Raw genomic sequence first — 16,921 nt, forward strand, 5'->3', positions numbered from 1 at the left:
TCATGTGCTCAAGCGCCTGTGGGGCTTTGCCAAGGTGCGCTACCGAGGCCTGGCCAAGAACGCCAACCGCGCCTTCACGGCGCTGGCGATGGTCAACCTGTACATGGCCGCACGGCGCGTGCCGGCATTGGTGCGCCCGTAATGGGCCCATCATGGCCCGGGCGGGCGCCGAAGGGCCCGCCAGTAAGGCCCTCGAGGCCGTAGAACGCGCCAAAAACGCTCCGTTTCGCCCCGCGCAGGACAATCTCGCCGCGGCGCGGGGCTTGATCAGCGTTTCCCTAAGGCAACGGCATGCAAACCCGAGCGGTTTGCAACAGGTGAAAAATACATATGCCAGAGGTCACAATTTTATACGGCCTCGTACAGACGGAAGTCGTCAGCAGCCATGTCGAGCGCAACCAATCCGAGAAACTTTTCACTCCTTCAACGAGTGAGCACCCCCAAAAGGGTGTGAACATGGTGCAACATTCTTTGCTGTCTGATCTGTCGGATGATTTGCAGTGAGCATGCCGACGCGGCGTGTACGGTTTTTTTGGAGGGTCGAGCGTGGCATCAGCGCCGCCGCCGTGTTGCCGAGTTTGTCCAGCCGCCGGCCCAGCGCGGTCTAGGCTGGTCCACTCGTGCGCTGCTTGCCCGAACTCGGGCGCACGTTCTGTGCCCGCTGCAGGCTGGCCATTGGGAAGGTGAGCAGCACGTGGCTGGGCCGCATGAGCCCGGCGAGAATGCATTCATGGCCGACGAAGACCCCCGCGAGCTTCAGCGCTTCATCGACGCCCAGGACCCGGTGTTTCACACCGCGCTGGCCGAACTGCGTGCCGGCGCCAAACGCACGCACTGGATGTGGTTCGTCTTCCCGCAGTTGCGCGTGCTGGGCCGCAGCGCCACGGCCAGGTATTTCGGCCTGGCCGATCTGGACGAGGCGCGCGCTTACCTGGCCCATCCGGTGCTGGGCGCCAGGCTGCGTGAGTGCGTCCAGGCCGTGATGTCGGTGCAGGGCCGCACGCTGCATCAGATCTTCGGTTCGCCCGATGATCTCAAGTTCTGCTCGTGCATGACGCTGTTCGAGGCCGCGGCCGGGCCGGGTTCCTTGTTCTCGCAGGCGTTGGACCGATGGTGCGAGGGCCGGCGCTGCGAGCGCAGCGTGTTGGCGCTGCGCCAGTGAGCCCAGCTCCCGAGCGGGCTTCATTGCCGCAGCACCCAGTCTGCGAACACCCGCACCGCCTCGGACGCCGGCTGGGCTTGTGGCAGCACCAAATAGTAGGCCCGGTCGCTCTCGCAAGGGCTGGTGGCCGGTTCGATGAGCCGGCCGGCGGCCAGTTCGGCCTGAGCGGCGAAGTCCGGCACCAGGGCCACGCCCAGGCCCAGCAAGGCCGCCTGCACCGACATCGAAAACAGTTCGTAGCGTGGCCCTTGCAAGCTGCGTTCGGTGTCCACCCCGGCGGCCGCGAACCAGCGCCGCCAGGCCTCGGGCCGGGTGGTTTGCTGCAGCAGCGGCAGGGTTGCCAGTTGCGCGGGCGTCAGCCGCCGGCGTGGCGCGATCAGAGACGGCGCACACACGGCGATCAAGCGCTCGGGCATCAGCAGGCGTGTGTCGCAGCCCGGCCAATGGCCATCGCCGGCATACAGCGCCAGGTCCATGCCCGAGCCTTCGAACAGAAACGGCCGCACCCGGGTGTGCAAGTGGATTTGGATGTGCGGATGCTCACGCTGGAAAAGCGGCAGCCGCGGCAGCAGCCAATGGGTGGCAAACGTGGGCACCACCGCCAGATCGATCACGCCGCCCTGGCCGCGGGTGGACATCAGCTCCAGCGTGTCGCGTTCCAGCGCCGCCAAGCGCTCGGCCACCCGGCGCGCATAAGCCTGGCCGGCGGCGGTGAGCTTCACGCCGCGGCGCGTGCGGCGGAACAGTTCCACCCCCAGGCTGGACTCCAGGGCGGCGATGTGGCGGCACACCGCGCTTTGCGTCATGTGAAGTTCCTCGGCGGCACGGGTGAAGCTCTCGTGCCGAGCCGCGGCTTCGAAGGCGGACAGCGCGGCAGTGCTGGGAATTCGGCGGCGCATGGGGCGCTCCTGCAAAGCAGACGGAGTGAGTTTTTCTCACGAGTCGATGCGCAATTGTCGGTTGAAACCCCCTGCCCTGCGGCTTAGCATCGGCGCATTCCTGCTTTTGCCTCACCGGAGACCGCATGGGCCAGACCAAAGCCGCCTTCCATTGGGACGATCCTTTGCTGCTGGATCAACAACTCAGCGGCGAGGAACGCGCCGTGCGCGATGCCGCCGCGGCCTATTGCCGCGAGCGCCTGGCCCCACGCGTGCTCGAGGCCTTTCGCCATGAAAAGACCGACCCGGCCATCTTCCGCGAGATGGGCGAGCTGGGCATGCTGGGCCCCACCATTCCCGAGACGTATGGCGGCGCCGGCCTCAATTACGTGAGCTATGGCCTGATCGCCCGGGAAGTGGAGCGCATCGATTCCGGCTACCGCTCGATGATGAGCGTGCAGTCTTCGCTGGTGATGGTGCCGATCTACGAGTTCGGCAACGAAGCGGCGCGCCAGAAGTACCTGCCCAAGCTCGCCAGCGGCGAATGGATCGGCTGCTTTGGCCTGACCGAGCCCAACCATGGCTCCGACCCCGGCAGCATGGTCACGCGCGCCAAGAAGGTGGACGGCGGCTACCGCCTCAGCGGCAGCAAGATGTGGATCACCAACAGCCCGATCGCCGATGTGTTCGTCGTGTGGGCCAAGGACGACGAAGGCGCCATCCGTGGCTTCATTCTCGAAAAGGGCTGGAAAGGCCTTTCGGCGCCGGCCATCCATGGCAAGGTGGGGCTGCGCACGTCCATCACCGGCGAGATCGTGATGGACGAGGTCTTCTGCCCCGAGGAGAACGCCTTCCCGGAGGTGCGCGGCCTCAAAGGCCCGTTCACCTGTCTGAACAGCGCACGCTACGGCATTGCCTGGGGGGCCTTGGGCGCGGCCGAGTTTTGCTGGCACACCGCGCGCCAGTACGTGCTGGACCGCAAGCAGTTCGGCAAGCCGCTGGCGGCCAATCAGCTCATCCAGAAAAAGCTGGCCGACATGCAGACCGAGATCACCTTGGGCCTGCAAGGCTGCCTGCGCCTGGGGCGCATGAAAGACGAAGGCAGCGCCGCGGTGGAGATCACCTCCATCATGAAGCGCAACTCGTGCGGCAAGGCCCTGGAGATCGCTCGCATGGCGCGCGACATGCTCGGCGGCAATGGCATCAGCGACGAGTTTGGCGTGGCCCGTCATCTGGTCAATCTGGAGGTGGTCAATACCTACGAGGGCACGCATGACATCCATGCGCTCATCCTCGGCCGCGCGCAAACCGGGATTTCGGCGTTTTGATGGACCACCCCCCTGCGCGCTTCGCGCACGCCCTCGAGGGGGCCGCAGCCGCGGATCGGCAACATCGGGTCCGCGGTGTCTGCTGGATGGCCTTTGACCCTGACGAGCTTGTCGAATGATCGATTCCGGTGTCCCGCCTCGGCCATTGGCGGGTGTGAAAGTGCTGGACCTGTCCCGCGTGCTGGCAGGTCCCTGGGCTGGTCAGTTGCTGGCCGACTACGGGGCCGACGTGATCAAGGTCGAGCGGCCCGGCAGCGGTGACGACACGCGCGGCTGGGGCCCACCGTGGTGGGGCAAGGAGTCGGCGCGCACCTCGGCCTACTATCTTTGCGCCAACCGCGGCAAGCGCTCGGTGGCGCTGGATCTGGCCACGCCCGAAGGCCAGGCGATGGTCAAGAGCCTCGCACGCGAGGCCGACGTGTTGATCGAGAACTACCGTGTGGGCCAGCTGGCCAAATATGGGCTGGACTGCGCCAGCCTACAAAGACTCAACCCCGGGCTCATTTACTGCTCTATCACCGGCTATGGCCAGACCGGGCCCTATGCCCAGCGCGCCGGCTATGACTTCGCCATCCAGGCCCAGGGGGGGTTGATGAGCCTCACCGGCGAGCCGGGCGCCGAGCCACAAAAAGTGGGTGTGGCCGTCGTGGACCTGATGACCGGCGTCTACGCGGTCACGGCCATTCTGGCCGCTTTGCATGAGCGCCAGCACACCGGCCGAGGCCGCCACATCGACGCGGCCTTGCTCGATGTGCAGGTGGCCATGCTGGCCAACCAGGCCACGAACTATCTCGTCAGCGGCAGGCCGCCCACGCGCATGGGCAATGCCCATCCCAACATCGTGCCCTACCAGGTGTTCGCCACCGCAGACGGCCACCTGGTGCTGGCCGTGGGCAATGACGCGCAGTTCGCCCGCGCTTGCGAGGCGATGGGCTGCGCGGCCCTGGCGCAAGACGAGCGCTACACCACCAACGCCGGCCGCGTGAAGCACCGTGCCGAGCTGGTGCCGCAGCTGCAGCGCGCCCTGCTCGCCCGGCCGACCCAGGCCTGGGTGGCAGCATTCGATGCCGCCGGCGTGCCTTGCTCGCCCATACTCGACATCGCGCAGGTCTTCGACGACCCCCAGGTGCGCGCGCGCGGCCTGCGCGCTCCCGAAGCCTCAGGCCGCCCTCCTGGCGTGCTCACGCCCATGTGCTTCGACGGTCAGCGGCCCATGGCCCTCTGCCCGCCGCCTGGGCTCGATGCCGATGGCGACGCCGTGCGCGCGGCCGCGCAGGCGGGGCACTGGCCTGAAGCGAGCGGTGAATCGCCCTAACATCACGGCCTCATCACCGCCTGGTGCGCCGTGCAGGCCGCCGCATCGACACAGGAGCCGTTCATGGGGGAAGCCAAACGCCGCAAACGACTGGCGCAACAAACCAGCGAAACACTGCGCCAGCGCATCGCCGCCGGCGAGTTCGGCGCGCCTGGGCGGCTCGAACGGTTGTGCCTGGTGATCGACCGCAGCCCGGCCGGGCGCGATCTGCTGGCCCTGCTGCGCACGATGCCCGAATTCAGTGCGCTGCATGCCGCGCTGGCCGGCGAGGAGATGCAACTCTGGGACAGCGTGACCCTCTTCGAGTTTGCCGGCATCACCCTGAAAGACGGCCGGGCCCGCGCCTGGCTGGCCACCGACGAGGACAAGCTGCTCAACGAGGCCCTGCCGCGCGAGTTGCGCGGGGGCGCGGGCTTGCTGGCGTGCCTGGATCCGGCCTTGCAAGAGAGGGTCTCCTCCTTCGCCCTGGCTGGAAAAGCGTCATAGGCAGTTGCCGTCCGGAAGCGTCGTGCTACCGGTACAAGTACTGTACTGGGCGAGCTGTTTGTGGTGCTCACGCGCAAGACGGGGGCGCTCGCGTGAGCAAGCGCGTGCAGCACTGCTGAGCTGGCGCGACGCTTACCCCCTCGCCGACACATCGCAGGACGTCATGCGTGGCGCTATCCTCGGTCGAAACGACACAAGGAGACGCCATGCCCCCAGCCCACGAGCCCCACATCCACCGCTACCAGCGCTGGCTCGGGCAACGATACGGCCTGCACTTCGACCGCTACGAAGACTTGTGGCAATGGTCGGTGAGCGACCTCGACGCCTTCTGGCGTTCCATCTGGGACTACTTCGAGCTGCAATCCCCCACGCCCTTCGAGGGCGTATTGGTGGAAGACCGCCTGCCCGGCGCCGTGTGGTTCCGCGGGGCCCAGCTCAACTATGCGCAGCAGGTGATGCGCCATGCCGATGAGGCCGACCGAGCCGGCCACCCGGCCATCGTGTGGTGCGATGAAACCGGGCTGGCCCGCGGCGAGCTGCAGCAGATGCGCTGGAGCGAGCTGCGCCGTCAGGTGGCCTCGTTGGCCCATCACCTCAAGCGCCTGGGCGTGCAACGCGGCGACCGCGTGGCCGCCTACCTGCCCAACACCGCGGCCACCGTGGTCGCCTTCCTGGCCGTGGCCAGCGTGGGGGCGGTGTGGTCGCTGTGCTCGCCGGACATGGGCCCGGTGGCCGTGCTCGACCGTTTCCGCCAGATCGAGCCCGTGGTCCTCATCGCCTGCGACGGCTACCGCCACGGCGGGGTGGACCATGCACGGCTGCCGCGGGTGGCCGAGCTGCTGGCGCAACTGCCCACCGTGCGCCATGCCCTCGTGCTCCAGCACCTCGATGCGCAGGCCGATGTCCAGGCCCTGGCCGCTGCGCATCGCCGCGTCCATGCCTGGGCCGATCTGGTGGCCGACGAGCAGCCCTTCGAGCCCGAGCGGCTGCCTTTCGACCACCCGCTGTGGATCGTCTATTCCAGCGGCACCACGGGCGTGCCCAAGCCCATCGTGCATGGCCATGGCGGCATCGTGCTCGAACACCTCAAGCTCGGCGTCTTGCACAACGACATCGGCCCCAGCGTCGAAGGCGGCGACCGCTTCCACTGGTACAGCTCCACCGGCTGGATCATGTGGAACTGCCAGGTCAGCGGCCTGCTCTCGGGCACCACCCTCTGCCTGTTCGACGGCAGCCCCGCCGGCCCCCGCGATGCGCCCGACTGGACCACCCTGTGGCGCTTCGCCGGCTTGGCCGGGGTGAGCTTCTTCGGCGCCGGCGCGGCCTTTTACGCCAGTTGCTTGAAAGCCGACGTGCAGCCCCAGGCCGTGGCGCAGCTTTCACGGCTGCGCGCCGTGGGCTCCACCGGCTCGCCCCTGTCCGACGAGTGCTACGACTGGATCTGGCGCCGCCTGCCTCAGCCGGGGGGCCAGCCGATTTGGCTCACCTCGATTGCCGGCGGCACCGACTTCGCCGGGGCCTTCCTGGCCGGCCACCGTGGCCTGCCCGTGACCCGCGGCGAAATGCAATGCCGCTGCCTGGGCGCGGCGGTGCATGCCTACGGCGAGCCCGACGCCCAGGGCCAGGGCCGGCCTTTGATCGATGAAGTCGGCGAATTGGTCTGCACGCGCCCCATGCCGTCGATGCCGCTGTACTTCTGGGGCGATGCCGATGGCTCACGCTTGCGCGAGAGCTATTTCGAGATGTACCGCGGCCCGCAGGGCCAAGGCATCTGGCGTCATGGCGATTGGGTGAGAATCACCCCGCGCGGGGGCGCGATCATCTACGGCCGCAGCGACGCGACCCTCAACCGCCACGGCATCCGCATGGGCACGGCTGAGCTGTACCGCGTGGTCGAAGCCTTTCCCGAAGTGCTGGACAGCCTGGTGGTAGACCTGGAGTACCTGGGCCGCGACAGCTGGATGCCGCTGTTCGTCGTGCTGCGCGAAGGCCACACGCTCGAGGCCGACTTGGTCGCCCGCCTGAAGGCCCGCATCCGCGAGACGCTGTCGGCCCGCCACGTGCCCGACGACATCGTCCAGGTGCCCGAGATCCCGCGCACGCTGTCGGGCAAAAAGATGGAGCTGCCCATCAAGCGGCTGCTGCTGGGCCACCCGGTGGACAAAGTGCTCCACCGCGACGCCATGGCCAACCCAGGGGCGCTGGAGGCGTTCATCGCGCTGGCGCGGCAGCGGGGGGACTGAGGTTCAGCTCCCCACCGGCTGCCGCTCGCGCACCACGCGCCGGTGCGTGGCGCGGGCATGGCGCACCCAGCCGTGGCCCCACCAGCGCGCGGCCATGGCCAGGCCGCGGATCCATTCGTCCAGGGCGTAGGCGATCCACACGCCGGGCAGGCCCCAGCCCAGGTGCACGCCGAAGAACCACGAGCCGCCGGCCAGCACCACCACCATCGAGACGATGCCCGCGGCCACCGGGAATCGCGCATCGCCCGTGGCGCGCAGCGCGTTGATCACCACCAGGTTGAAGGTGCGCCCCGGCTCCAGCAGCACCGTGAGCCACAGCAGCAGCACGGCCGAGGCGATGATGGCCTCGTCCTGCGTGAACAGGCGCAAGTACCACGGCGCGCCCAGTGCGGCGACAAGCGCCGCCCCCGTGGACACGCCCAGCCCCAGGAACAGCGACTTGCGCACCAGCGCATGCGCCTCGTGCAGCCGGGCCGAGCCGATCAGGTGGCCCACCAGGATCTCGGCCGCAAAGCCGATGGCCAGGCCGAACAGCAAGATGAAGTACATCACCTGCATCGTGTAGCTGTGCACCGCCAGCTCGGTGGCGCCCATGCGTGCCACCACCGCGATGCTCACCATCAGGGCCAGCCGGTAGGCGATGGTTTCGGTCCCGCCGGGCAGGCCGATGTGCAGCACCGGCGCCAGCGGCTTCCAGTGCATCACCCACCAGTCCCGGGCCGTGGGCACGAGTTGCAGCCGCCAGCGCCACAGCACCAGGTGCAGCCCCAGCCCGAAGGCGCGGCTCAGCGCCATCGCCAGCGCGAAGCCCACCAGGCCCAGCCCCGGCAACGGCCCCACGCCGCCCATCAGCGGGATGCACAGCAGCAAGTGCAGCGTGTGCATGGCCACCATGTTCAGCAGCGTGTCGCGCGCATGCAGGTGGGCGCGCATCACCGAGGCCATCGTGGCGTTGTAAGCGTCCAGCACCAGGGCCAGCGCGGCCATCTGCAGAAAGGGCACCGCCAGCGGCATCAGCTCGGCGGGCGTGTTCATCCACTGCAGCAGCCAGGGCGCGCCGGCCAGCAGGGTGCAGCCCGTCAGCAGCCCCAGCCAGGTGCTGGCCGCCAGTGACACCCGCGCCGTCTCGTCGGCCGCCGCCCGGTTGCCCGCCCCGAGGTTCTGCGTGATCACCACGCTCACCCCCATGCTGATGATGCGAAACAGGATGAAGAAGGCCGCCTGCAGGTGGTTGACCATCGCAAACGCACCCGAGGCCGCGTCCGACACGCGCGAGGCCATCCACAGCCCCGCCAGCCCCACGCTGATGCCCAGCAGCAGCTCGGTGAACAGCGGCCAAGTGATGGCGAACAAGGGCGGGCGCGGCGCAGCGGCGCGTGCGCCCGGCTGCGCAAGGACAGCGGTGCTCATGGGGTGGGCAAACGGGAGGGGTGCTTCGGGATGTGGGCGTGGCGGCCCAAGACCGAGGCTGCGCTGGATGCTAGCGTAGCGTGGTAACCGGGCGGTACCCCTTGAAATTCATGAACGCGTTGCGACTGCGGCGCGGCCGCAACGCCGCAGGCTCACTGCGCCCGCGCACCGCTGGCCCCGCTCGCATCCCGGCGCGGCAGCGCATCGGCCAGCGGGAGGGAGCCCGGCGCAGCGCCGGCCCACAGGCGGCGCAGGCGGTCGAGTTCCTGGTCGAAGAGGTAGTTGATGCGTTGCAGCTCGGCTTGCTGGTTGGCAATCAGCGTCTTGTGGGCCTGCACCGCCACGTCCACGAACTCCAGCGATTGCTTCAGCTTGGTGGGCAGAGCCTTGCCCTTGTAGAACTCGGCTTCGGCCAGCAAGGGCTTGCGCTCGGCTTCCAGCTCGGCGATGCGTTTTTCCGAGTTGCGGATGGCGGCGTACACATCCTCCAGCGCCGCCTCGCGGGCCTTGCGGTGTTCGGCTTCGTTGGGATAGCGCATCAGCAGCAGGCGGTCGCGGCGGATCGCGTCCTGCTGCGCCAGGCGCTCCAGGTTGGCCCGGCGCTCGCGCGCCTCCAGCTCGGCGCGTTCATCGGCCGTCAAGCTCGGCGGCAGCACGGTGCGCACCGAACCATCCTTGTTGAGCACGCGCTGCTCGCGGTCCAGGCATTCCAGGATCGGGCGGTCGGACGTGTGCTTGCGGCCCTTGGCATCGGTACAGGTGTAAATGCCCTGCGCCAGTGCGGGCAGGCTTGCCAGCAGCGCGGCGCCGGCCATGCTCGCCCAAGCCCACAGCCCGTGCTTCATCCTCGTTCAGACCCCATAGCGATCGCGATATGCCGCCACGCTTGCGAAATGCGTGCCCAAGGCCGGATCGGCCGTGGTTTGCAGATACTGCAACAAGTCCGTGAGGGTGGCAATCGCACAGACCTCAAGACCCAGTTGAGTGCGCACCCATTGCACGGCCGAATACGGCACATCGTGGCCGTTTTCCGTCGCCATTTCTTGTCGGTCCAGGGCGATCGCCACCCCGCATGGTGTGGCGCCTGAGGCACGGATCAGCGCGATGGACTCCCGCACCGAGGTGCCGGCCGAGATCACGTCGTCGATGATCAGCACCCGTCCGGCCACGGGCGCGCCCACCAAGGTGCCGCCTTCGCCATGGTCCTTGGCTTCCTTGCGGTTGTAGGCATAAGGCACGTTGCGGCCCAGCCGCGCCAGCTCGATGGCCACTGCCGCGGCCAGCGTGATGCCCTTGTACGCCGGGCCAAAGAGCATGTCGAAGGCCAGGCCGCTCTCGATCAGCCGCTGGGCATAGAACTGCGCCAGCCGGCCCAGCTTGGCCCCGTCATTGAACAACCCGGCATTGAAAAAGTACGGGCTCAGCCGCCCGGCTTTGGTCTTGAATTCCCCAAAGCGCAGCACGCCGGATTCGACCGAGAACTTCACGAAATCGAGGGCCAGAGGGTCGGGGCAAGCCATGGTGGGGTGGTGTTCGACAGGAAAACCCAGCCATTCTAGGCGGGCCGTTTGGCTCGCCCGCGCCTGCAGGACCGCAGAGAACGGGTCCAAGGCCAGTGGCCATCAAAGCGGTGCTACGGGAGCCGGTGTCCATCCCCCAAGAGAGGGAACGGTTTGCAAGCATTTGTTTCGATGGATGGCCCTCTCGAGTTTATATACTCATGCCCTCCACCAACGTCCCGCGTGGTCGATGGAGGGATCTGGCACAAGCCTGGGTCGAACGTCGGAGCCAAGGCGCGTCACTTCGGTGCGCAGCAAGTTGGGTCGATGGGCGTTCTTGGCTCGGGTTTTCATCCAACACGACATGACCGCGCAAGCTTCCACTCGCACCCCTCGCGCCGCTTGGCAAGTCCAGCGCTCGGTGTGGTTCGCGCTGTTCCTGCGTGAGCTCAAAACCCGTTTCGGCGGGCACTGGCTGGGCGTGTATTGGGCACTGCTGGAGCCGTTGGCCCACATCGTCATTTTGTTATTGATTTTCGGTTTCATGCGGCACCACGTCTTGCCAGGGGTGGATTACGCCGTGTTTTTGCTGGTGGGGCTGGTGCCGTTTTTCATTTTCAAGAATCTCACGCTGCGCGGCATGGAGGCGGTGGACGCCAACCGTGGTCTGTTTGGCTACCGCCAAGTCAAGCCGATCGACCCATTGGTGGCCCGTGCGTTGCTCGAGGTGGCGCTGTACAGCGCCGTCTATCTCATCATGCTGGGTGCGATGGCTTGGGTGGGGTTCACCGTGCTGCCGGCGCGCCCGCTGGAGCTGATGGGGGTGAGTGCCGTGCTGCTGGTCTTCGGCTTTGGGTTGGGGCTGGTGTTTGCCGTGGCCACCGACGAGCTGCCCAATGCGCGCAGCTTCATTCGCATCAGCTTCATGCCGCTGTATCTGCTCTCCGGGATCATGTTCCCGGTCAGTGCGCTGCCGCCGCAGGTGCTGCCCTGGCTGCTGTGGAACCCGATCCTGCACGCCATCGAACTCTCGCGCGGCTACTTCTTTGCACAGTATCACGTGGTGCATGGGGTCAGCCTGCCGTATGTGTCGGCCTGGGCCCTCGGCACCATGGCGCTGGGACTGAGCTTGTACCGAGTGCGCCGCCACCGCTTGCTGGCATCCTGAACACGGTGGCCATGATCGAGTTGCGCGGTCTCACCAAGTCCTATCCCACGCCACGTGGACGGCGCTACGTCTTCCGTGACCTGAGTTTTACTTTCCCCGAAGGGGCCAACATCGGCCTCATCGGCCCCAACGGGGCGGGCAAATCCACGCTGATGCGTTTGATCGGCGGCATCGACGCGCCCGATGCCGGCGCGGTCGTTACCGATGCGCGCATCTCCTGGCCGGTGGGCTTGTCTGGCGGCTTCCAGGGCTCGCTCACCGGGCGCGACAACGTGAAGTTCGTCTGCCGGCTCTATGGCGCCAGTGGTGAGGCCATGCGAGAGAAGGTCCGCTACGTGCAAGAGTTTGCCGACATCGGCGAATACTTCGATTTGCCGGTCAAGTCCTATTCCTCTGGCATGCGCTCACGACTGGCCTTTGGGTTGAGCATGGCCTTCGATTTCGACTACTACCTCATCGACGAAGTCATGGCCGTGGGAGATGCGCAGTTCAAGCGCAAGTCCCAAGAAGTCTTCCGCAGCAAGCTAGAGCGTTCCCGCCTGATCCTGGTTTCACACTCCATGAAAGACATCGAGCAGTACTGCAACGTGGTCGTGCTGGTCCGTGACGGACGGGCCACCTTGTACAACGACGTGCGAGAAGGCATCGCTGCCTACCATCAAGGACCGTCTGCCACCGCTGAAGGCAAGGCCGCATGAACAAGCTCCTGTCCGCGCTCACGCCTGCCCGGCTCAAACTGCTGCTCATTGCCCTGCCCGTGCTACTGGCGGCGGTGTACTACTATGCTTTGGCGGCAGACCGCTACGTCAGCGAATCCATCGTCACCGTGCGCCAGGCCAATCAAAACGCCGCGGGGGCCGCGGGCGCGGCGCTGCTGTTGGCAGGCATCAGCCCGGCTTCGCGGGAAGACAACCTGTACTTGCGCCAATACATCCATTCGCTGGACCTGCTCAAAAAGCTCGACGCCGAACTGGGCCTGCGCGCCCACTACGAGGCCGAGACGCTCGACCCCTTTTTCCGCTTGTGGGCCGGCGTCAGCCAGGAATGGTTCCTGGAGTACTACCGCGCACGCGTCGAGGTGCTGTTCGATGAGGTGGCCGGCTTGCTCACCGTGCGCGCGCAAGGATTCGAGCCCGAATTCGCGCAAAAGCTCAACGCAGCCATCTTGCGTGAGAGCGAAGCCTTCGTGAATGCCTATTCCCAGCGCATGGCGCGCGAACAAATGCAGTTTGCCCAAGGCGAGCTTGACCGCGCCGCCGAGCGGCTGCAAGCCGCCAAGAACGAAGTGCTGGCGTTCCAGACCAAGTACAAACTGCTGGACCCCACCGCCGAGGCCCGCGCCAGCGGCGCCCTGATGGCCGAGCTGCAAGCAGCCTTGGCCAAACAAGAGGCCGAATTGAGAGCGCTGCGCAGCTACCTCAATGACGAAGCCTTCCAAGTGCAAACCCTGCGCAACCAAGTGGAGGCCTTGCGCAAGCAGCTTGAAGCCGAGCGGCTGCGCGCCACCTCCACCGACGGCCCGAAAGACGCCCGCTTGAACGAACAAGCAGCCCGCTTCCAAGACCTGCTGCTGCGTGCCGGTTTCGCCGAAGACGCCTACAAACTCGCCCTAGCCGCGGTGGAGAACGCCCGCATCGACGCCAGCCGCAAGCTCAAAAGCCTGGTGGTGATCGAGTCGCCCAGCCGCCCCGAGGAGGCTTTGTACCCCCGCCGCCTCTACAACCTGGTCACCTTGTTCATCGTGTGCTGCCTGCTCTACGGCATCACGCGCCTGATCGTGGCCACGATCCAAGAGCACCAAGACTGACGAGCCATGAAGCGCCATGCCCTGACCTGCTTACTGGCGGCCTTGCCGCTGCTGAGCACAGCCCAGACCTTCGCAGACCCCGTATCCACTGGACCGCGCGGCGCCACCGAGCTGGCTCCCCTGAGAGGGCAGGCCGCGCCCAACCCGGCCGCTGCCACGGCCACCCCCACCACCGCCGGCCGAGGCACCGCCGCCGGCGGCGGCTTGAGCGCCGCGCTGCCACCGGACCCCTTCACCGCCGACAAGCCGGTCATGTTTGGCTCCCAAATCTTCACAGGCCGATTCGGCGCGGTGCCCTTTGCCGGCTTCAACCCCAACTACCAAATCGCCATCGGCGACCAAGTCACCGTGCGCATGTGGGGCGGCTTCAACTTCGACGCCACCCAACCCGTCGACGCCCAGGGCAACATCTTCATCCCCAACGTGGGGCCAGTGCGCGTGCTGGGCGTGCGCAACCAAGAACTCAACCAAGAGGTCGAAGCGCAGGTCAAGCGTGTCTTCCGAGCCAACGTCGGCGTATATGCCTCGCTGGCGGCAGCCCAGCCTGTCAAGGTGTACGTCACCGGTTTCGTGCGGGCGCCGGGCTTGTACGGGGGCTTGAGCAGCGACTCCGTGCTGTACTACCTCGACCAAGCAGGCGGTATCGACCCCGACCGTGGCAGCTACCTAGAAGTGGACCTGCTGCGCGGCGGGCAACTGCGCGCCAAATTCAACCTCTACCGCTTCTTGCTGGACGGCCGCATCGACCACGTGCAACTGCAAGACGGCGACACACTCGTGGCCCATGCGCGCAAACACAGCGTGCAAGTTCGCGGCGAGGTGCTCAACCCCTACGCTTTCGAATTCGACCGCCCCACCGTGCCTGCCAGCGAACTGCTGGCGCTGGCGCGGCCGCGGCCCGGCGCCACCCATCTGAGCATTGTGCGCAAAGTTGGCGAACAGCGGCGCAGTGAATACCATCCCTTGGACGCCGCTGCCCAAGTGATGATCGAAGACGGTGACGAAGTCACCATCACGTCCGACAAATATCCGGGCACCATCCTCGTGCGCATCGAGGGGGCTCACCTGGGCGAACGCAGCTTGGTGCTGCCCTACGGGGCGCGTCTCAAAGATGCCCTGGCCCGCCTGAAGCCAGCGCCCCAGGCCAATCTGAGCGGCATTCAGCTGTATCGCCGCTCGGTGGCTGTGCGTCAGAAAGAGATGCTCGAAGCCTCGCTGCGCAGCCTCGAAACCTATGCGCTGACAGCACGCAGCGCCACCAGCGAAGAAGCCGCGCTGCGCACCCGTGAGGCCGAGCTCATTCTGAAGTTCATCGACCGCGCCCGCAGCGTGCAGCCGCGCGGCCAAGTCATCCTGGCCCAGCGCGACCAAGCTGCGGATACCTTGCTGGAAGACGGGGACATCATCCGCGTACCCGAGAGCAGCAACCTCGTGCTGGTCAGCGGCGAGGTGCTCTTTCCCAACGCGCTGGTGTACGAGCCTCAGGCCACGGTGGACGACTACGTGCAACGCGCCGGCGGCTTCAACCAGGGTGCCGACAAGGCCCGCCTCATCGTGCTGCGCCAGGACGGCAGCGTGGCGCCCGGCACCGAGGTGGCCCGCCTGCAACCGGGCGACGAAATCATGGTGCTGCCCAAGATCGAGACCAAGAACGTCGAGATCACGCGCGGCATCACCCAGATCTTGTACCAGATTGCCGTGTCGGCCAAGGTGCTGCTCGGCCTTTGAGAACCCATAGGAAAGGATCATGAACAGGCACGAAACCTTCGAAGGCGGCCTCACCGTCATTGTCCCCATTCGCTGTTCCAATGACCGCCAAGATGCGATCCATAGACTTCAATTCTTGCTTCAAGCCGCCCCAATACCCCCTGCCGTTCAATTCCTGGTTGTTGACGACGGCTCCCCGCGGCAGATCGGAAAAGAAATTGAAGCCGCGTGTGACAGATTGGGTCTCGAGTATCTCAGACTCGAAAGCGAGCTTGAGACATTCTCGATCGGGCGCGCGAGGAATGCCGGCGTACAGCGCAGTCGAACCAAGTACGTGCTGTTTCAAGACGTCGATTTGCTGCCCTACCCTGGATTCTACTCCGACGTCTTGATCGAAATCGAGGTGCAGGAGCTTCATAAATACGCCGAGCGCTTTCTAATGTTCGGTGTGATCTATCTGACTAAAAGTGGCACGGATGAGTTTCTGTCTACGCCGCCAGCTGTGCGGAAGAGCAAATTTGTACAGTATCTTCTAGATGCCGATGCTTCAAGAATCGAAAAATTCTCGACAGGCACTTCAGTAACCGTCTGGCGGCGTGACTATTTCCTAGGAGCCGGGGGGAATGACCCGGAGTTCGAGGGGTGGGGGTATGAGGACCTGGAGTTCACATGTCGGGCTATCCGCCGGGCCCGTAGATTTCCTCTGCCGGAGGAATTCGGTCTTGACTACAAGAACTTCCAGACGATTAACGAATACAGAGGTTGGAAATCTATATATCGCCTCTTCGGCGATATTACTTTTCAGAAGGGATATGTTCTATTCCATGCTTGGCACCCCGTTGAAGAGGGCGGAATCTACGTCAAAGCAAAGGACCGTAATAGGCGTTTGTTCGAGGAGAAGCTGGAGAGGTTTCGGCTCCACGGCGAAGAGCCTGACCCTTTGCCTATGCCTGAGAGGGGGCGCTCAGTCATATTTAGAGCGAACCCATGGGTATATAACAGGTGGGCTGCCCCAATGTTGGGGGAGATTGTCTTCGCAGATGAAGACATGTTTACCCCGGACTCCTTCGTGGAATATCTTCGAGAGCGCGCCATTGACAGGGTCGTATTTCACAACCCCTACGCAAATGAAAGAATGCGCGCTATCTACGAAAGGGTTAGATCCCTTGACATCGAATATATCGTATGCGAACGGGGGGCGCTGCCAGGCTCTGTGTTCTTTGATCCCCTGGGTTTTAACGGGGAAAGCGGAAGCTACGATCCGGGCAAATGGCGGCGGGAGCTTTCACAAGAGGAAGTTGCACGCCTTAGTGCTTACGTGAGCCATTATAAGGTGGCGGGCGATAGCCTTGAAGACCAGCCTAAACGCATTGGCGCTCAAGGGCTCAAACGGAAGCTCGGTCTCGCGCCTGGCAGGAAGGTCCTTTTTGTCCCACTGCAGCGACCTACAGACAGTGTGATTGAGCATCTGTGCGGGCCGATAGGCTCCTATGAGAACTTTCTTCGTTTGATTCGCCGCCTAGTATTTTGCCTCCCTCCTGAATGGGTGGTTGTGGTCAAGAGGCACCCGCTGGAAGTGGAAAATCCGGATCTTCCCGGCTTTTGGGCTCTTCGTCATTTCGTGTGGAACCCAACAGTCACAATGACTCCTGGTCGTTGAGCCCGGTGGGCATGTGTGCAGGCCGCTGGCCGGCCTGTGCACATGTCCACGAGGCGTGTTTGATCAGGAGGATGAGTCCATGGGCATTGCCGTAGAAGCTCTGTTTACCAGCGCGCTGGGCTTGCAGCCGCCGTGGGTCGTCGATGACGTCAGGCTCGACACCGCCAAGCGGCGTATCGACTTCGAGATCGGCTGCCACACCAGCAGGCTCGCCTGCCCGGCATGCGGTGCGGCCACGCAACCGGTGCACGACCGGTT

Annotated in this window: 14 protein-coding genes and 2 pseudogenes; 12 read left to right on the forward strand and 4 right to left on the reverse strand. The window is 65.4% G+C overall.

What is annotated here, in order from left to right:
• Together F615_RS20055 and F615_RS0115965 are read left to right on the forward strand one after the other, a co-directional pair.
• Positions 1-142 (forward strand): annotated as a pseudogene (locus F615_RS20055) (IS5/IS1182 family transposase); the annotation flags it as partial.
• A gap of 588 nt (positions 143-730) precedes the next feature.
• A complete protein-coding gene (locus tag F615_RS0115965; RefSeq protein ID WP_019562170.1) occupies positions 731-1,162 on the forward strand; it encodes a DUF1810 domain-containing protein in 432 nt (143 codons plus the stop codon).
• Between the two features lie 20 nt (positions 1,163-1,182).
• Here F615_RS0115965 and F615_RS0115970 read toward each other — a convergent pair whose 3' ends face one another.
• Entirely contained in the window at positions 1,183-2,061 is an 879-nt protein-coding gene (locus F615_RS0115970; protein WP_019562171.1) for a LysR substrate-binding domain-containing protein, read from the reverse strand.
• A gap of 125 nt (positions 2,062-2,186) precedes the next feature.
• On the opposite strand from F615_RS0115970, the gene F615_RS0115975 reads away from it, so the two are divergent.
• The 4 genes from F615_RS0115975 to F615_RS0115990 all read left to right on the forward strand — a co-directional run bounded on the left by F615_RS0115975 (position 2,187) and on the right by F615_RS0115990 (position 7,412).
• Positions 2,187-3,368, forward strand: coding sequence for an acyl-CoA dehydrogenase (locus F615_RS0115975; protein WP_019562172.1), 1,182 nt, complete (start codon positions 2,187-2,189; stop codon positions 3,366-3,368).
• A gap of 115 nt (positions 3,369-3,483) precedes the next feature.
• Positions 3,484-4,683, forward strand: coding sequence for a CaiB/BaiF CoA transferase family protein (locus F615_RS0115980; protein ID WP_019562173.1), 1,200 nt, complete (start codon positions 3,484-3,486; stop codon positions 4,681-4,683).
• Positions 4,684-4,746: 63 nt separating this feature from the next.
• Positions 4,747-5,169, forward strand: a complete 423-nt coding sequence (locus F615_RS0115985; protein WP_019562174.1) for a hypothetical protein — start codon at positions 4,747-4,749, stop codon at positions 5,167-5,169.
• Between the two features lie 206 nt (positions 5,170-5,375).
• Positions 5,376-7,412 (forward strand): acetoacetate--CoA ligase, encoded by a 2,037-nt coding sequence (locus F615_RS0115990; protein WP_019562175.1) that lies wholly within the window; start codon positions 5,376-5,378, stop codon positions 7,410-7,412.
• A gap of 3 nt (positions 7,413-7,415) precedes the next feature.
• Here F615_RS0115990 and F615_RS0115995 read toward each other — a convergent pair whose 3' ends face one another.
• The 3 genes from F615_RS0115995 to pyrE all read right to left on the reverse strand — a co-directional run bounded on the left by F615_RS0115995 (position 7,416) and on the right by pyrE (position 10,342).
• The gene (locus F615_RS0115995) at positions 7,416-8,822 is read right to left on the reverse strand and encodes an MATE family efflux transporter (RefSeq protein ID WP_019562176.1); all 1,407 of its coding nucleotides are present in this window, start codon (positions 8,820-8,822) and stop codon (positions 7,416-7,418) included.
• A gap of 152 nt (positions 8,823-8,974) precedes the next feature.
• Positions 8,975-9,667, reverse strand: a complete 693-nt coding sequence (locus tag F615_RS0116000) for a DUF4124 domain-containing protein (RefSeq protein WP_019562177.1) — start codon at positions 9,665-9,667, stop codon at positions 8,975-8,977.
• Between the two features lie 6 nt (positions 9,668-9,673).
• Complete coding sequence (gene pyrE / locus F615_RS0116005) at positions 9,674-10,342, reverse strand: orotate phosphoribosyltransferase (RefSeq protein WP_019562178.1); 669 nt, start codon at positions 10,340-10,342, stop codon at positions 9,674-9,676.
• A 343-nt stretch (positions 10,343-10,685) separates the two neighbouring features.
• On the opposite strand from pyrE, the gene F615_RS0116010 reads away from it, so the two are divergent.
• The 6 genes and pseudogenes from F615_RS0116010 to F615_RS20575 all read left to right on the forward strand — a co-directional run.
• Entirely contained in the window at positions 10,686-11,489 is an 804-nt protein-coding gene (locus F615_RS0116010) for an ABC transporter permease (RefSeq protein ID WP_156824674.1), read from the forward strand.
• Positions 11,490-11,500: 11 nt separating this feature from the next.
• The gene (locus F615_RS0116015) at positions 11,501-12,187 is read left to right on the forward strand and encodes an ABC transporter ATP-binding protein (RefSeq protein WP_019562180.1); all 687 of its coding nucleotides are present in this window, start codon (positions 11,501-11,503) and stop codon (positions 12,185-12,187) included.
• A complete protein-coding gene (locus F615_RS0116020; protein ID WP_019562181.1) occupies positions 12,184-13,296 on the forward strand; it encodes a KpsE/RkpR family capsule polysaccharide export protein in 1,113 nt (370 codons plus the stop codon). Before F615_RS0116015 ends, F615_RS0116020 begins: the two co-directional genes overlap by 4 nt.
• Positions 13,297-13,302: 6 nt before the next feature.
• A complete protein-coding gene (locus F615_RS0116025; RefSeq protein ID WP_019562182.1) occupies positions 13,303-15,024 on the forward strand; it encodes a polysaccharide biosynthesis/export family protein in 1,722 nt (573 codons plus the stop codon).
• 19 nt (positions 15,025-15,043) lie between these two features.
• Entirely contained in the window at positions 15,044-16,663 is a 1,620-nt protein-coding gene (locus tag F615_RS18880; RefSeq protein WP_019562183.1) for a glycosyltransferase, read from the forward strand.
• Positions 16,664-16,742: 79 nt separating this feature from the next.
• Positions 16,743-16,921 (forward strand): annotated as a pseudogene (locus F615_RS20575) (ISL3 family transposase); the annotation flags it as partial.

This window comes from Caldimonas manganoxidans ATCC BAA-369, assembly GCF_000381125.1.
GTDB lineage: Bacteria > Pseudomonadota > Gammaproteobacteria > Burkholderiales > Burkholderiaceae_C > Caldimonas > Caldimonas manganoxidans.

What these genes read in the sequence shown, in the direction of transcription:
- F615_RS0115970 (WP_019562171.1), bottom strand. Translation starts at nt 2,061, where the DNA reads ATGCGCCGCCGAATTCCCAGCACTGCCGCGCTGTCCGCCTTCGAAGCC.
- F615_RS0115965 (WP_019562170.1), top strand. Translation starts at nt 731, where the DNA reads ATGGCCGACGAAGACCCCCGCGAGCTTCAGCGCTTCATCGACGCCCAG.
- F615_RS0115990 (WP_019562175.1), top strand. Translation starts at nt 5,376, where the DNA reads ATGCCCCCAGCCCACGAGCCCCACATCCACCGCTACCAGCGCTGGCTC.
- F615_RS0115995 (WP_019562176.1), bottom strand. Translation starts at nt 8,822, where the DNA reads ATGAGCACCGCTGTCCTTGCGCAGCCGGGCGCACGCGCCGCTGCGCCG.
- F615_RS0116020 (WP_019562181.1), top strand. Translation starts at nt 12,184, where the DNA reads ATGAACAAGCTCCTGTCCGCGCTCACGCCTGCCCGGCTCAAACTGCTG.
- pyrE (WP_019562178.1), bottom strand. Translation starts at nt 10,342, where the DNA reads ATGGCTTGCCCCGACCCTCTGGCCCTCGATTTCGTGAAGTTCTCGGTC.
- F615_RS0115980 (WP_019562173.1), top strand. Translation starts at nt 3,484, where the DNA reads ATGATCGATTCCGGTGTCCCGCCTCGGCCATTGGCGGGTGTGAAAGTG.
- F615_RS0116015 (WP_019562180.1), top strand. Translation starts at nt 11,501, where the DNA reads ATGATCGAGTTGCGCGGTCTCACCAAGTCCTATCCCACGCCACGTGGA.
- F615_RS0115985 (WP_019562174.1), top strand. Translation starts at nt 4,747, where the DNA reads ATGGGGGAAGCCAAACGCCGCAAACGACTGGCGCAACAAACCAGCGAA.
- F615_RS0115975 (WP_019562172.1), top strand. Translation starts at nt 2,187, where the DNA reads ATGGGCCAGACCAAAGCCGCCTTCCATTGGGACGATCCTTTGCTGCTG.
- F615_RS18880 (WP_019562183.1), top strand. Translation starts at nt 15,044, where the DNA reads ATGAACAGGCACGAAACCTTCGAAGGCGGCCTCACCGTCATTGTCCCC.
- F615_RS0116010 (WP_156824674.1), top strand. Translation starts at nt 10,686, where the DNA reads ATGACCGCGCAAGCTTCCACTCGCACCCCTCGCGCCGCTTGGCAAGTC.
- F615_RS0116025 (WP_019562182.1), top strand. Translation starts at nt 13,303, where the DNA reads ATGAAGCGCCATGCCCTGACCTGCTTACTGGCGGCCTTGCCGCTGCTG.
- F615_RS0116000 (WP_019562177.1), bottom strand. Translation starts at nt 9,667, where the DNA reads ATGAAGCACGGGCTGTGGGCTTGGGCGAGCATGGCCGGCGCCGCGCTG.